Genomic DNA, 15776 nt, shown 5'->3' on the forward strand with positions numbered 1-15776 from the left:
ATGTCAACCCCCTTGAACGAGTGACAGCGTCCCCACGGGTGTGGAGCGCCAGTGGCCGGCGCTGACGGACGTCAGACGTTCGACGGCGCGCTCGATTCCGCTCGCCAGCTCATCGACATCCGGGGCCGCGTCGTAGTCGCCGATAACGCCGAATGCGAGGTGGTCGGCGTAGCTCATGATCGCTATTCCGGTTCGCAGTTTCAGTGCCAGCGGAGGGATCGGCAGTAGCCGGACGACTTCGCGGCCCATGACGCGCAAGCGCTTTCGCGGACCCGGCACGTTCGTCGCGAGGGTGACGACGCCTCGCTGAGGCAGTCGTGTCAGCGTCCGGACCGTCCAGGCGGTGAGCGCGAACGGGATCGCTTTCGCGGCGGATACGAAGATGCTCCCGGCCTGGCGCTGTCCGCTGACCTTGGCCCGGGCGAGCCGCTTGTGCACGGCTTGCAGCTGCGCGACGGGATCGGCCTTCTCGACGGGCAGGCACGGCAGCATGATCGAGACGCGGTTGTCGGTCTCGTCGGACGCATCGGCAGAACGCACCGAAACCGGGACGAGCGTCCGAAGTGAGTCGGGCTGTGGCCGCTCGCCGCGACGCAGCAGCATCGTGCGGTAGCTGTCCGTAATCGCCGCCAGTGCAACGTCGTTGATCGTGACGCCAAACCCATTGCAGATGTTCGTCACGTGTTCCATGGATACCTCGACCGAGGCGTAACGCCGCATGCTGGTCAGGGGTCCGGTCAGTGACGACGCCGCCGCGGGCCGCAGCAGGCCGCCCGCGATCTGGGTCACCCCCTGCAGCGCCTGCGCCGCTGCGGTCGTCACGCCGACCGATGTGCGCCACGCTCCGGCGATCCACTCGATCGGATTGAGCGTGAGCGCAGGCAGTCGCAGAACGCGCATCGACTCGTGTGCGGCACGAATGTCAGTGGCGAAGGTATCGCCCGCACCGTCGTCGCAGATTCGGGAAAGCATGTGTGTCGCCGCAATTCCGTCGGCGATGCAGTGGTGGACCTTCATCAGGATCGCCCACCGGTTGTGCGCCAGCCCGTCGACAACCCAGCACTCCCACAGCGGGCGGTCACGGTCGAGCCGCCGCTCCATCACCTCGGCGACCCAACGGGACAGCGCCGCATCGTCTCCGGGACGCGGCAGTGCCGCGAGCCGGATGTGATGGGAGATGTCGAGGTCGGCATCGTCGACCCAGTGCGGCGCACCAAGGTCCAGCGGCTGCGTGTGCAGCACTTGGCAGAACCGCGGCACCGCCAGCACGCGCCCGTTGATGGTCGAAACCAGTGAATCGAAGCTGGGCATCGGTCCAGCCAGCACGGCCACGGCACCGATCGCAAGGCTCACGTGGCGGTCGGAGTCCTCGGCGTGGAGGAATCCCGCATCAAGCGTGTTCAATTGCTCCATACCTCAACTGTCGGCCGTTTCGGACCGCAGCGGGAGGGGCAAAAGTCCCTATTTGGAGGGCCGTCAGTCGGTGCCGGCGGATCCGAATCGAAAGCGACGGCCGCTGATTTCCGAGGGCTCCACGCGTACGTAGCGAGGCTTATGCCCCGCCGTCCACGGCAGCAGTTGTGCGCGCTCGGCTTCCTCGATCTCGCCGTCGGTGTTGAGCACCTGCGCGATGCCCTTGACGATCACGCTCCAGCCTTCCGACACGTCGTGGTCGTCGGCTTCGAACACCACGTGGGCGTTCATCACGACGGTGAACAGCTTGCTGGCGAACTCGGCGGTCCGGAACAGGACCGTCCTGCGCTGGACGACGAAGTTGACGGGAAAGATCTCGGGGTAGCTGTCCACGCATGTGACCAGGCGGCCCAGCGTGCGACTCGACAGCAGGTTCCAGCTCTCGTCTTCCGAAAGCACGTCCATCGGTTCACCGGCCATGACAGCAGTGTAGGGATCGTCGGGTTCAGCTTGACAGCAGCAGAATTCCGCCTGCGAACAGTGCAACGACCTTGATCGCTTCCAGCGCCACGTACACATAGTGGGCATGGGAGCGCGGGCCGTTGGTGCCGGCCAGCACGGCATCGGAGCGACGCGTCAATCGCGGTCGCACACCGACAAGTTGGGCGATCAGGGCGACGAATGCGATCGCAAACGCCGCGATGATGCCGGTGGGCGGATGGCTGAACCACAGTGCGACCGCGATCCCGAAGGCGACCAGCATTTCGGCGCTATTGAGCGCGCGGAACACCAACCGGCCGATGCCCAAACCGATCTGCAGCGTGACGCCGGGTGCCCGGAACTTCAGGGGCGCCTCGAGAAACGAGATGGCCAGCACCATGCCGAGCCAGATGAACGTCAATGCGATCGCGACAGCCGGACCCGTGCTCATGACGCCTCCTTGTCGAGGGTGAGGTGGGCCAGACACAGCCCTGGCTCAACGAAGGGCTCCAGCCGATCCACGGCGACGGGCGCGTGCCACATCGTCATCGCGCCCTGCATCAGACCCAGGTGGACCGGGCAGACGACCGACCGTGCCTCGTCGGCCAGTTCGAGAAACGGGCAATGACGCAGTCCGACTTGAACTTCGCCTCGGACTTCACCTGGTCCGTCGCGCCGCTGTGGTGCGAACCCGAGGTCGTCGAGCAGACCGATCAGCCGATTGACCGATGCGCGAACGCCCGGCTTCGTGCGGGTCGGTCGGGTCATCCGGGCCGCCCACGCTCGTCCGGCAGCGAGCGCCTTGACGCTCGCCTCCGGATCTCCGGCCAGGGCGATGGTGAGGATTTCGGCGAGCATGCGATAACGCCGCGAACCGCCGGGATCCATTCCCGCGACCGCGCGATACATCTGCGGTGGCCGGCCCTGCCGCCCGTGGTCAGGTTCGAGACGCTCGGCCCTACCGTTGGCGACCAGGGCTTCGAGGTGGAAGCGAACGGTATTCGGATGCACCTCCAGCTGTTCCGCGATGTCGACGATCGTCATCGCGCCTGCCGCATCTCGCAGCGCCGCCAGCACGTCTTCGCGACGGCCAGACGGCTGTGACACGGAGCTCACTGTCGGCGCCCTCGACATACGCTAGAGTTTATACAAGTGCTCTTGTAAAAACCAAGAGGGGTCACCATGAGCGATTTGGCCAACCGCGACGACGTCGAAGTGCTGTTGCGGCGCTTCTACGGTCAGGTGTTCGCAGACGACGTTCTTGCCGAACCCTTCAGCGAGTTGCGCGCGCAAGGGCTCGAGTCACACCTTCCGGTAATGTGCGACTTCTGGGAGACCGTGCTGTTCCGTGCTGGGCTCTACCGCGGCAATGCCCTGGTGGTTCACCGCCAACTCGATCTACGGCATCCCTTGTACGCCAAGCATTTCGCACGCTGGCTGACGCTCTGGGAGGCGACTGTCGACGACATGTACGACGGCCCCGCTGCCGACCGCGCAAAGCTTCAGGCAGGCAGAATTGCCAAAGCGATGCACCGCAGGCTCAGAGGTTCCGACGCCCGTGAGCTCGACGCGCTGGCGGCCGGAGCGCCTGCGCCCGCGACATCGGGCCTGGGCTGAGTCACCAGCCACGGCGCGGCGGATGCGACCCGATCAATTCCTTACCGGCCGACACCTCCCGGCTGCGGTACACGATGTAGGGCCGGAACAGATAGCCGATGGGCGCGCTGAACACGTGCACCAGTCGGGTGAACGGCCACATACAGAACAGCACGAGCCCGATCATCACGTGGATGTGAAAGTACAGCGGCGCCTGCACCATGAGATCGCCGCGCGGCTGGAACACCCAGATCGAGCGGAACCACGGTGACACCGTTTCCCGATAGTCGTGCTCCGTCCCTTCAGGAGTGATACCGATTAGCGTGCAGCTGAGCCCGGCGATGATCGCCAGCACCAGCACGAGGTACATCATTTTGTCGTTGACGGTGGTCGCCAAGAATACCGGCCCCTTGGTCCGGCGCCGATAGACAAGCAGCGCGATACCGGTCAGAGTGGCGACCCCGGCGATCCCGCCGAGAATCCCCGCCTGTAGGTGATAGACGTGGTCGCTCATGACCATCCGGGTCCAAGACTCCGGAATCACCAATCCGATGACGTGCCCGACGATGACGACCAGTATGCCGAAGTGGAACAGCGGGCTACCGATGCGCAGCAGCCGCGACTCATAGAGCTGCGACGAGCGGGTGGTCCAGCCGAACTTGTCGTAGCGGTAGCGCCACCAGGTGCCGATGATGACGATCGCGAGCGTCACGTACGGCACGACGTCCCAGAAGATCTCCCAACCTGACATCGTCAACGCCCGCCTTTTGCCAGTCGCGGCGGCACGGTCAGCTGAAAGGGTTGGAGACCAACGGCTTCCGCCGGTGGCCCGGAATTCATCAGTCGTCGGGCATCCTGCTCCCCTGCGGCCGGCAATGTCGCGGTCACGGCCGTGACGACGGGCGCGAACAGCGAGTCGGCATCGAGCAAGGCCTGGCGCAACACGTCGATCGGTACTCGGTGATCGGCAAGCAGGCGTCGGCCCGCCACCGGGTCGACGGCGGCGGCGAATTCCAAGACGACCGGAAGGTGATCCGGGGCTTCACCTTTCGGCGGTTGGACACCGGCGTCCCGATAGGCCTGTGCAAAGACCAGCATCTGTGCGCCGCGGTTGCGGGTGTCCCCCGCGGTCCAGTAGGTCAACAGCATCGTCGAGCGACGCCGCAGATCAAAGGTTTCGACGTAGTCCGCCGCTGCGGCCATCGTGTCCCGTGCGCGCAGTGCCGCAACGGTTCGACCCAGCAGTGCGGCCGCCGGTCCGGTGATGCACTCCAGCAGTCGGTCAACGGTGTCGAGCCTGGGCCCCTGTCCGTCATCGGGGTACGCCAGCAGCAGTGACGCCGCCTGCCACACCAGGCGGTCCTGAAGTGGCTGCTTCTTCCGTCTCATGACTTACCGCCCGGGAACATGTCCGAAGGCACTCCCCTGCCGTCCCAGTTAAGCAGGTTCACCCGCGATGGGCGCTCGGCATTGGCGGCCATCCCCTCGTGGGTCTGGCGTTGTTTCAGCGCGTGAAAAGTTTCCACCGCAACCGGCACCGGGCCGCCACTGGCTTCACCGAACGGGCCCGATTCGTACATTCCCGGCCCACCCTCGAACGACAACGAACAGCCAGCCTCCTCGAGATGTGGTCCCTCGGCGACGTAGGCGGTCGGAATCACATACCGGTCTTCGTATTTCGCCAATGCCAACAAGCGGTACAGCTCATAGATCTGCTCTTCGGTCATCCCGACGGACTCTGGAATGTGCGGCTGGGTCTCACGGCCGAGGTTGATGTCACGCATGTATGAACGCATCGCCGCCAACCGACGCAACACCTTTTCCACAACGGCGGTGTCGCCGGCCGTGAACAGTCCGGCGAGGTATTCCATCGGTATGCGCAACGCGTCCAGCGCACCGAACAGGTTGCCGACGTCCTCCCCGTCGTGCCCGTCGCGGCTGACCGCGTCCACGATCGGCGACAGGGGCGGGATGTACCACACCATCGGCACCGTCCGGAACTCCGGATGCAGCGGCAGCGCAACCTGATACGTCTGGATCAGCGCATAGATCGGAGACCGTTGCGCGGCCTCGATCCACTCGTCTGAGATTCCCTCGGCGCGCGCGCCCGCGATCACCTGGGGATCGGAGGGGTCGAGCAGGATCTGCCGTTGCGCTTCGTACAGATCCTTCTCGTCCTCGACCGACGCGGCCTCCAAGACGCGGTCGACGTCGTAGAGCACCAGACCTAGATAGCGCAGCCGGCCCACACACGTTTCGGAGCACACGGTGGGCAGACCGACCTCGATGCGCGGATAACACAGCGTGCACTTCTCGGCCTTGCCGGTCTTGTGGTTGAAATACACCTTCTTATAGGGGCACCCGGACACGCACATCCGCCAGCCGCGACAGCGGTCCTGGTCGACGAGCACGATGCCGTCCTCGCTGCGCTTGTACATCGCGCCCGACGGGCACGACGCCACACACGACGGGTTCAGGCAGTGCTCACAGATCCGCGGCAGATAAAACATGAACGTCTGTTCCAGCTGCAGCTTTATCTCGTCACTGACCTTCGCGAGAATCGGGTCGCCCGGCACGATTTCGGGTGACCCGGCGAGATCGTCGTCCCAGTTGGCCGACCACGACACCTTCATCGGCTTGCCACTGATGAGGCTGCGCGGCGGCGCGACCGGCATCTGGTCCCCGAGCGGTGCCGAAATTAGGTTGTCGTAGTCGTAGGTCCAGGGCTCGTAGTAGTCGTCGATGGACGGCAGCTTGGGGTTGGCGAAGATCCGGGCCAGCTTGGACAGCCGGCCGCCGTCGCGCAGTCTCAGCCGGCCTCGACGGTCCAGACGCCAGCCCCCGCGCCAGCGCTCCTGATCTTCGTAGGTGCGCGGATAGCCCTGGCCGGGACGGGTTTCGACGTTGTTGAACCACACGTACTCGGTACCCGACCGGTTCGTCCAGGCCTGTTTGCAGGTCACCGAGCAGGTATGGCAACCGATGCATTTGTCGAGGTTCATCACCATCGCCATCTGCGCCATGACTTTCACTGGTAGCTCACCTCCTGGGAGCGACGGCGTACCACCGTCACCTCGTCACGTTGGTTTCCGGTAGGGCCGAGGTAGTTGAACGCGAACGAATGCTGCGCGTAGCCGCCGGCGAGATGGCTCGGTTTGATCAGCAGCCGGGTCAGCGAATTGTGGATGCCGCCGCGGGTTCCGGTGGTCTCGGTCAGCGGCACGTCGATGGTGCGTTCCATCGCGTGATACACGAACACCACACCGTCGGGCATCCGGTGACTGACGGCCACGCGGCACACCACCACGCCGTTACGATTGACGGCCTCGACCCAATCATTGTCGCGAACATGGATTTTCGCAGCGTCGGCCGGACTCATCCACATCACCGGACCGCCCCGGGACAGTGACAGCATGAACAGGTTGTCCTGGTATTCGGAATGGATGGACCACTTCGAATGCGGGGTCAGGTATCGCACCGTCAGCCCGATGCCGTCGCCGGTCCCCACCGCGGGTTCACCGAACAACCGCGACATGTCCAGCGGCGGCCGGTACGTCGGCAGTTGCTCGCCCAATTCCTCGAGCCAGTCATGGTCGACGTAGAAGTGCATGCGGCCGGTCAAGGTGTGGAACGGCTTGAGTTCTTCGATGTTCACCGTGAACGGTGCATAGCGGCGGCCGCCGGTCTCGCTGCCCGACCACTCCGGGCTGGTGATCACCGGCACCGGCCGCGCCTGGGTGTCGGCGTAGGTGATGCGGCGTTCCTCGCTGCCCTCGGCGAGATGCACCAACTTGCGGCCGGTCCGTAGCTCCAGCTGCCGGAAGCCCTCGACCGCGAGCCTTCCGTTGGACGTGCCCGACAACGCGAGGATCACGTCGGCCATCCGCTCCGCTGACGTCATGGCCGGACGCCCCTGGGCCGCACCGGAATCCATTACACCGAACTTGGCGGCGAGCTCACCGACTTCGGTGGCCGGATGGGTGGTGATGCCCTTGGTGGTGACGCCGAGGGTCTCGACGAGCGGACCCAGCGTCACCCATTTCTCGCCGATCGCGGCGTAATCGCGTTCCACCACCGCGATGGGGCCCATGGTCTTGCCGGGTATTGGCGTCTCGCCAGTGACGCGCCAGTCATGTTCCGTGCCACCGGGGTAGGCCATCGCTCCGGGGGTGTCGTGCTGCAACGTGCCGAGAACCACGTCGGTGCGCGTGCCGAGGTGTTTGACAGACAGTGCGCTGAACGTCCTGGCGATCGCACCGAATGCCTCGTAGTCCGAACGCGTTTCCCACGGCGGGTCGATGGCCGGGCTGAAGGCGTGGATGTACGGATGCATGTCGGTGCTGGACAGGTCCGCCTTCTCGTACCAGGTGGCGGCGGGCAACACCACATCGGAAAGCAACGTCGTCGACGTCATCCGGAAGTCGATCGACATCAGCAGGTCGAGCTTTCCTTCCGGGATCTCGTCGGTGTAGACGATGTCCCGCGCACGCACATCGGCCGGCTGGCCCTGCACATTGGAGGTGGTGCCGAGCAGATGGCGCAAAAAGTACTCGTTACCCTTGCTCGACGAGCCGAGCAGATTGGCCCGCCAAACATTGAGCACCCGTGGCCAGTTCGCCGGATTGTCCGGATCGGTGACCGCCAGTTTCAAGGCGCCGCTTGCCAATTGCTCGGCGACGTAGTTCGGGATATCTGAGGCGTCGCGCCCGGCGGCCCGCGCATCGTCGGCGACATCCAGGCTGGACCGGTCGAACTGCGGAAAGAACGGGCTCCATCCCATCGCGGTGGCCGAGGCCAAAACATCCATGGTGTGCTTGCCCGCGAACCGGCCCCGGCCCAGCGGGCTCGCCAACGCATCGGCGCGATATCCGTCGTAGCGCCACTGATCGGTGTGGGCATACCAGTACGACGTGCCGGCCATTTGTCGCGGCGGACGCGACCAGTCCGTGCCCATCGCCAGCGTCGCCCATCCGGTGATCGGCCGGCACTTCTCCTGTCCGACGTAATGCGCCCAGCCGCCTCCGTTTCGGCCGATCGACCCGGTGAGCAGCAGCAGCGCCAGCACCGCACGGTACGTGGCGTCGCCGTGGAACCACTGGCAGATGCCCGCGCCCATGATGATCATCGACCGACCATTGGTGTCCTCGGCGTTGTTGGCTAACTCCTTCGCCACCCGGATGGCCTGGGCGGCAGCGACTCCGGTGATCGATTCCTGCCAGGCCGGCGTGTAGGGATGCTCGGCGTCGTCGTAGCCACTGGGCCAGTCCCCCGGAAGGCCGGGCCGAGCTACCCCGTACTGCGCGAGCATCAGGTCGAACACCGTGCACACCAGGTGATCCCCGACACGGCGCACCGGAACTCCGCGCTCGAGCGTCGCACCGTGACCGTCGACGGTGTCGAAGCTAGGTAACCGGATCGCGGCGACCTCACCGTCCTCGGTCGCCACCGTCAGCGCGGGGACGAGAGCCTCGAGATCGAGGTTCCACTGGCCGACTCCGCCGTCGCCGAAGCGGAAACCCAACGACCCCTGCGGCACCGCGACGGTTCCGGTGGCCCCGTCCAGCAGGGCGGGTTTGAACGCGGAGTTCTCGACATCCTGTCCGAGATCGGCGGCGGTGAGGTTCTTTCCGGGCACCAAGGCGCCGTTTCGCTCCTCCAGCTTGATCAGGAAGGGCAGGTCGGTGAACTTGCGCGCGTAGTCGACGAAGTACGGAACCCGGCGACGGACAAAGCATTCGGTGAGGATCACGTGACCCATCGCCATCGCGAGGGCGCCATCGGTGCCCGCCGCACACGGCATCCACTCGTCGGCGAACTTGGTGTTGTCCGCGTAGTCCGGGCTGACACTGACAACCTTGGTGCCGCGGTAGCGCACCTCGGCCATCCAGTGCGCATCCGGGGTGCGAGTGACGGGGACGTTGGAGCCCCACATCATCAAATAAGCGGCATCCCACCAATCTCCGGACTCCGGTACATCGGTCTGATCGCCGAACACCTGCGGTGACGCCACCGGCAGATCGGCGTACCAGTCGTAGAACGAGGTCATCGCTCCACCGATCAGCTCGACGAACCGAGACCCTGCGGCGTGACTGACCATTGACATGGCAGGAATGGGCGAGAAGCCTGCGACCCGGTCGGGGCCGTAGGTCTTGATCGTGTGAACGTGGGCGGCGGCGATCATCTCCGTCGCTTCGGTCCACGTCACCCGCACCAGCCCGCCCTTCCCGCGGGCCCGCTGATATCGGTGGCGTCGCTCCGGATCGGCTTGAATGTCCGCCCACGCCAGCACCGGATCACCGAGTCGCGCTTTGGCTTCGCGGTACATCTCAACCAGCACGCCACGCGCATAGGGATAGCGCACACGCGTCGGCGAGTAGGTGTACCAGGAGAACGCCGCCCCACGCGGACAGCCGCGAGGTTCATACTCGGGGCGGTCGGACCCCACCGAGGGATAGTCGGTTTCCTGGGTCTCCCAGGTGATGATGCCGTCCTTGACGTAGATCTTCCACGAGCACGAGCCGGTGCAGTTCACGCCGTGTGTGGAGCGCACCACTTTGTCGTGGCTCCAGCGGTCGCGGTAGAAGGCGTCGCCGTCGCGGCCGCCGCGCCGCGTGACGGTGCGCAGATCGTCGGAGAACTCGCCGGGGGTGAAGAACCGGCCGCTGCGTCCGAGCAGTTCCTCGATCGGGCCGCCGGTGCGCGGTGTCGTCGTCATGTACCGCCCTTACTGGGTTGAGCCTGCGGTTCGTGCGCGTGCAGTCGCAGTGCGGTGTAGCCGAGGGCGAACAGTGCGGTGGCCACCAACAGCAGCAGACCGACGGTGTAATCGTTGTCGGACGCGTCGTACGTCGCACCCATCACCAGCGGTGGGAAGTAGCCGCCGAGGCCGCCTGCCGCGGCGACGATTCCGGTGACCGCACCCACCGACTGCGCCGGTGCCCGACGTGCCACCCATGCGAAGACGCCACCGGTGCCGATGCCGAGGAAGATCGCCAGCGTGATGAACGTCGCCGCGGACCACATGTCCGCGGGCGGCTGAAACACCGCGACCAACGCCATCGCCGCAGTCCCCGCAAACGACATCAACACCACGTACTTGGGAGCGACCCGGTCCGCCAACGCTCCACCGATCGGCCGGGCCAGCACAGCCGCCAACGCGAACCCAGCCGTGCGCGCGCCCGCGTCGACCGCCGAGAACCCATAGATCGTCTTGATGTAGGTGGGTAGATAGTTGCTGAATGCGACGAAGCCGCCGAACACCACCGCATAGAGGAACGACATCTCCCACGTGACAGGGAGCTTCGCTGCGGCGACCAGCTTGGGCAGCACAGCTCCGGTGCTTGGCGTGAAACTCGGCGAGTTCCGCATCACCAGGACGCATGCCGCCGCGGTCAGCGCGAGCGCGATCGCGACGATCACGTGGGTGGTGAGAAGACCGAACCACCGTACAAATCGCGGCGTGAAGAACGCCGAAAGCGCGGTGCCAACCATTCCCATCCCGAAGACACCGGTGGCGAAACCGCGTCGCGAGGCCTCGAACCAGCTGTTCGCGAACGGGATACCGACGGCGAATATCGTTCCGGCGATACCCAGAAAGAAGCCGCAGACGAGCAGCAACGGGTAGGACCCCGCCGCCCCGGCGGCGCCCACGGCGAGCACGGGCACGATCGACGCGACGGACACCGCGATGAACATCGTGCGGCCGCCGAACCTATCGGTGAGCGACCCGATGACGATGCGGCCCAGCGACCCGACGAGGATCGGCGTCGCAACGAGCATCGACGCCTCGGTACTGCTCAACGACAGGTCGCCCGCATAGGTGGTGGAAAGGGGCCCGATCATGTTCCAGGCCCAGAAATTGATCGCCGAGACCCAAGTAGCCAGCACCAGATTGACAGTTCTGCCGGTGCCGGTGTCCGGCGTAGCCGCCGTGCTCACATCCCCAGACAACCATCAGACCGCGAATGGAGTGCGGCTTTTGCGGAAACTATTGCGGTAAAAGCGGCGTCATTGATGCAGGTTTCGACCCGCCCATCCGACTTCACTCCGCTGAGTTAGGTAACCCTGACTATTTGCTGAAATGCCGTACTGCTGACCGCTTTAGGGAGTGATGACTGTTTCAGGGTCTGGTTCGGCGCCAGAGTCCAGCGAGGCGTCCTTGGTCTCGTGCATGACCAGAATCGCGACGAAGCTCAGGCACGCCGCGATGAACAGGTACAGCCCAACCCAGCCGACGCCGTAGGACGTCGCCAGCCACGTGGCGATGAACGGCGCCACCGCGGCGCCGAGGATGCTGGCGACGTTGTAGGAGATACCCGAACCCGTATAGCGCACATTCGTCGGGAACAGCTCGGGTAGAACCGCGCTCATTGGGCCGAAGGTGAAGCCCATCAACGTCATTCCGATGATCAAGAAGAGCAGCATCATGGTTTCGGACGTGTTGCCGGATCCGAGCATCGGGGCGAACAGCGCGCCGTACGCCATGATGCCGACTGTGACGACCAGAAGCGAGCGCCTACGGCCGAAGCGGTCGGAGACGAGACCCGACAGCGGCAGCGTCGCGGCGAAGAACAACACGGCGATCAACTGCAGTTGCAGGAAGTCGACGTAGGCGAACCCGAGCCCCTTACCGTCGGGCGGCCGCTTCCCGGTGCCGAAGCTCAATGCCCACGTCGTCACAATGTAGAAGATGGTGTACGTCGCAAGCATCACGAAGGTACCGATGATCAACTGACGCCAGCTCGTCCGAAACACTTCGGTCACTGGCGTTTTCACCTTCTCACCGCGCGCGACAGCGCGGGTGAACACCGGCGTCTCGATCAGGCGCAATCGCACGTACAGACCGATGGCCACCATCACCGCGCTCAGCAGGAACGGCACCCGCCAGCCCCATGTGAGGAACGCACCGTCGGGGTCTGGGTTCAGATTGCTGTGTCCGAGCCACAGCAGCAGGCCGACGAAAAGCCCGTTCGCCAAGAGGAATCCGAAAGGAGCTCCGAGTTGCGGCCACATCGCGGCCCAGCCCCGTCTACCGGGCTCGGCGGTCTCGGTGGCGAGTAGCGCCGCCCCGCTCCATTCACCGCCGAGCGCCAAGCCCTGCGAGAAGCGCATGATCGCCAGCAGTGTCGGAGCGATGACGCCCACCTGCGAATAGGTCGGCAACAATCCGATGACGAACGTTGCGATTCCCATCACCAGCAGCGACGCGACCAAGGTGGCCTTGCGGCCGACTCGGTCGCCGAAATGGCCGAAGAGGACCGAGCCCACGGGGCGGGCCACGAAGGCGAGACCGAAGGTGGCCAGCGACGCCAATAGCGCCGTCGTCGGATCACCCTTGGGGAAGAACAGGTGCGGGAACACCGAAACCGCGGCGGTGGCGTAGATGTAGAAGTCGTAGAACTCGATGGTGGTACCGATCATCGAGGCGATCACGATACGTCGACGCGGAATCCCGCCGACCAGATCGCTGTCCGCGGTGTCTGAGCTCATCTCGCGCCTCTCTGCCGATGATTTGGCAAAGGCACATCATGCCAGCGCCCCACATAGTTTGAGGTTTGTACACGCAAATGGTGGCGGCAGCCTGCTCAGCGCGCTGACCTGCGGCAATTAGCCAGAGGCGACGACACCGTCGGAATCCCACGGCGCCAGAGGCGAATCCGACGCCGTCCGGAACGCGTCCGGCACGTCCTCGGTGACACTCCAAGTCGCCGCCAGTCGACCCATCCCCACCGCATACGCGCAGTGCACACCGAGTTCGACGAGTTCGGATTCGGTGAAGTGCCTGCGCAGGTCGTCGTATACCGCGTCGTCAATCGACAGATGGTCGGTGGCGAACAGATCCGCATAGCGCAGCGCGCTGCGTTCGGCCGGTGTCAGGTGGTCAGCTTCGGCGGGCCGTTCGAGGGAGCACACCAGATCCTCGGTGAGCCCGTCGTCGATCGCGCTCTGATAACGCACGGACATGCAACTGCGGCACTGATTGTGGAAGGCGATTCGCAATCGCACCAGTTCGACGAGCCGCGGCGACAGCGTCCCGGTGGAGACGAGCGCCGCTTTCAACGCGCCGAGCGCGCCCGCGACCTCCGGTCGGTGGCCGAGTATCGATGCCACGCCGAAGTTGATCCGGTCACCCTGACCGAGGTCGTCCACCGGGATCGAAGCGAAAGCCGCAGAAGGGGCAATTCGGGACTTTGCCATTCCCAGTCACCTCACATCGCCGTAGGTTGAGCGCAGAGAACCACCGTAACGCGCGGACCGCGACAGCTAGACTGTTGGCCACACGGTAAGCAACCACATAGGAGCGCCGTGAACAAGGTCGACATGATTCTGATCAGCGTTGATGATCACATCGTCGAACCGCCGGACATGTTCAAGAATCATCTCCAGAAGAGGTATCTGGACGAGGCGCCGAGGTTGGTGCACAACGCTGACGGCAGCGACACCTGGCAGTTTCGCGACGTGGTCATACCGAATGTGGCTTTGAATGCGGTCGCGGGCAGACCAAAAGAGGAGTACGGCCTGGCAGCGGTCGGTTGCGCGCTGGTAGCCGCTGGCATCGGCACCCCCGTGCAGCCTTGGACCCGACGCCCAGTGCGGCCCCGGGGGCCCAGGGCCAGAGCCAGGCGGTGACCGTGGCGGTCCGCCACAGCCCGGCCGCGGCGGACCGCCAGGGCAGCACTCGGCATTCGGCGGCCCCCTGGCGGCAACCGCGGACCCGGCGGCCCCGTCGGGCAAAACTTCCGCACGCCCGACAACCACGACTGGCGACCTCCGTGGAACCCCAGCGACCATTATTGGCGCGGACGGTTCAATGGCGCTCCCTGGGGTGCCGGACTTCCGCAGTGGGGCTGGGGCCCACCGCCACCGCCGGCCTGGGACGGACCGCTCCCCCGAGCCGTGGGGACCACCACCGGCGCCCATCAACTACTGCGGCTTCAATGAGCAGCCGGTGTGGGATGCGAGTTACAACCAGTAGGGCCTTTATTTCTTCGGGATTTGGATTCCCCTCCCGATCTGACATGAATCCGAGGATGGCCGTCCCGACTACCGGGGCGGCCATCTTCAATTCACTTGAGCGAGTACCGGATCGGCAGGTGCTTGGGCCCGCCGACGAAGATCGTCGCGGTATACGCCGGGTCTCCGGTCAGCTCGATCTCGTCCAGCCGGGGGATCAACTCGGAGAAGAAGCTGTTGACCTCCATCCTGGCCAGCGCGGCACCGAGGCAGAAGTGCACGCCGTAGCCGAATGCGTTGTGCTTGTTGGGTTCGCGTCCTACGTCGAATCGGAACGGTTCGTCGAAGACGTCTTCGTCACGATTCGATGAGACATAGGACAGCAGCACCGACTCCCCCGCGGCGATCGGAATTCCGCGGACCTCGGTGTCCTCGTGTGCGGTACGCATGAACTCCTTCACCGGCGTGACCCAGCGGATCATCTCCTCGGTGGCCAACGGCATGAGATCCATGTTGGCGCGTAGGCGCTGCAACTGATGTGGATGGTCGATCAGCGCGTGAAGTCCGCCTGAGATCACGGCGCTGGTGGTGTCGTGTCCCGCGGTCGCGATGATCAGGTAGTAGGACACGGTGTCGATGTCGGACAGTGGTTCACCGTCGATCGTGGCGTTCGCGATCGCCGAGGCCAGATCCTCGGTCGGCGTCGCGCGCCGGGCCGCGGTCAATTCGTTGAAGTAGGCGAACATCTCGAGCAGCACGCCCATGGATTCCTCGATGGACGAACTACGCTGCATCTCCTCGTCGTCGGTTCCGAAAAGCTCCTGTGTGTACTTCAACATCTGCGGAAAGTCGGTTTCGGGAATGCCGAGCATCGACATGATCACGTAGAGCGGATAGTTCACCGCGACTTCTTGGACGAAATCGCATTCCGGTCCCGCCGCCACCATCTGGTCGACGTAGCGTTTGGCGAGCTCGTCGATGCGCACCTTCAGCGCACGCATGGCTTTTGGTCGGAACCAGTCGGCTCCGATGGCCCGGATGGCGCGGTGCTCCGGATCATCGTGATGAATCAGGGTTTTGACCCCGATTGCAGCCTGCTGATCATCGCCGGCAGCGGTGGTCAGCACGGGACGCGGCGAGTTGGTGAACAACGCGTTCGCCCGTTCGATCGCCATGATGTCGGCGTGCTTGGTGATCGCCCAGAACGGCCGGTAGTCCGGTACGTCTACCCATGACACAGGAGCGTTCGCGCGCAGATGCGTCAGTGCGGCGTGCAGCTTGGTCTCGTCGGTGTACGCCCGCGGGGTCGCGAACACCTTCGCGGCTTCATCCAT

13 protein-coding genes and 1 pseudogene are annotated in these 15776 nt (G+C 64.8%); 2 read left to right on the forward strand and 12 right to left on the reverse strand.

All coding sequences use genetic code 11. The features are described 5' to 3' along the window. Positions 1-3 precede the first annotated feature (3 nt). The 4 genes from G6N36_RS09575 to G6N36_RS09590 form a co-directional block, all read right to left on the reverse strand. Positions 4-1413 carry a WS/DGAT/MGAT family O-acyltransferase gene (locus G6N36_RS09575; RefSeq protein ID WP_163686307.1) on the reverse strand — a complete coding sequence of 470 codons (1410 nt, stop codon included), beginning with the start codon at positions 1411-1413 and terminating at the stop codon, positions 4-6. A 63-nt stretch (positions 1414-1476) separates the two neighbouring features. Beyond that, positions 1477-1893 carry a pyridoxamine 5'-phosphate oxidase family protein gene (locus tag G6N36_RS09580; protein ID WP_163686308.1) on the reverse strand — a complete coding sequence of 139 codons (417 nt, stop codon included), beginning with the start codon at positions 1891-1893 and terminating at the stop codon, positions 1477-1479. A gap of 25 nt (positions 1894-1918) precedes the next feature. Continuing rightward, positions 1919-2344 (reverse strand): hypothetical protein, encoded by a 426-nt coding sequence (locus G6N36_RS09585; protein ID WP_163686309.1) that lies wholly within the window; start codon positions 2342-2344, stop codon positions 1919-1921. Beyond that, complete coding sequence (locus G6N36_RS09590; protein WP_163686310.1) at positions 2341-3027, reverse strand: helix-turn-helix transcriptional regulator; 687 nt, start codon at positions 3025-3027, stop codon at positions 2341-2343. The genes G6N36_RS09585 and G6N36_RS09590 overlap by 4 nt, the downstream gene beginning before the upstream one ends. 48 nt (positions 3028-3075) lie before the next feature. On the opposite strand from G6N36_RS09590, the gene G6N36_RS09595 reads away from it, so the two are divergent. Continuing rightward, positions 3076-3510, forward strand: coding sequence for a group III truncated hemoglobin (locus G6N36_RS09595; RefSeq protein ID WP_163686311.1), 435 nt, complete (start codon positions 3076-3078; stop codon positions 3508-3510). Between the two features lies 1 nt (position 3511). Here G6N36_RS09595 and narI read toward each other — a convergent pair whose 3' ends face one another. The 7 genes from narI to G6N36_RS09630 all read right to left on the reverse strand — a co-directional run bounded on the left by narI (position 3512) and on the right by G6N36_RS09630 (position 13686). Next, positions 3512-4240 carry a respiratory nitrate reductase subunit gamma gene (gene narI, locus G6N36_RS09600; RefSeq protein ID WP_163686312.1) on the reverse strand — a complete coding sequence of 243 codons (729 nt, stop codon included), beginning with the start codon at positions 4238-4240 and terminating at the stop codon, positions 3512-3514. Between the two features lie 2 nt (positions 4241-4242). Next, positions 4243-4878, reverse strand: coding sequence for a nitrate reductase molybdenum cofactor assembly chaperone (narJ, locus tag G6N36_RS09605; protein ID WP_163686313.1), 636 nt, complete (start codon positions 4876-4878; stop codon positions 4243-4245). Then, complete coding sequence (gene narH, locus G6N36_RS09610) at positions 4875-6521, reverse strand: nitrate reductase subunit beta (RefSeq protein WP_163686314.1); 1647 nt, start codon at positions 6519-6521, stop codon at positions 4875-4877. Before narH ends, narJ begins: the two co-directional genes overlap by 4 nt. Beyond that, positions 6518-10204 carry a nitrate reductase subunit alpha gene (locus G6N36_RS09615; protein WP_163686315.1) on the reverse strand — a complete coding sequence of 1229 codons (3687 nt, stop codon included), beginning with the start codon at positions 10202-10204 and terminating at the stop codon, positions 6518-6520. Before G6N36_RS09615 ends, narH begins: the two co-directional genes overlap by 4 nt. Continuing rightward, the gene (locus G6N36_RS09620; protein WP_163686316.1) at positions 10201-11427 is read right to left on the reverse strand and encodes a nitrate/nitrite transporter; all 1227 of its coding nucleotides are present in this window, start codon (positions 11425-11427) and stop codon (positions 10201-10203) included. Before G6N36_RS09620 ends, G6N36_RS09615 begins: the two co-directional genes overlap by 4 nt. Before the next feature lie 162 nt (positions 11428-11589). Next, the gene (locus tag G6N36_RS09625; RefSeq protein ID WP_163686317.1) at positions 11590-12978 is read right to left on the reverse strand and encodes an MFS transporter; all 1389 of its coding nucleotides are present in this window, start codon (positions 12976-12978) and stop codon (positions 11590-11592) included. Between the two features lie 117 nt (positions 12979-13095). After that, positions 13096-13686 (reverse strand): carboxymuconolactone decarboxylase family protein, encoded by a 591-nt coding sequence (locus G6N36_RS09630; RefSeq protein WP_163686318.1) that lies wholly within the window; start codon positions 13684-13686, stop codon positions 13096-13098. A 108-nt stretch (positions 13687-13794) separates the two neighbouring features. On the opposite strand from G6N36_RS09630, the pseudogene G6N36_RS09635 reads away from it, so the two are divergent. Continuing rightward, positions 13795-14043, forward strand: a pseudogene (locus G6N36_RS09635) (amidohydrolase family protein); the annotation flags it as partial. Positions 14044-14555: 512 nt separating this feature from the next. Here the strand turns inward: G6N36_RS09635 and G6N36_RS09640 are convergent. Continuing rightward, complete coding sequence (locus G6N36_RS09640) at positions 14556-15776, reverse strand: cytochrome P450 (RefSeq protein ID WP_163690572.1); 1221 nt, start codon at positions 15774-15776, stop codon at positions 14556-14558.

The organism is Mycolicibacterium gadium (assembly GCF_010728925.1).
GTDB classification, from domain to species: domain Bacteria; phylum Actinomycetota; class Actinomycetes; order Mycobacteriales; family Mycobacteriaceae; genus Mycobacterium; species Mycobacterium gadium.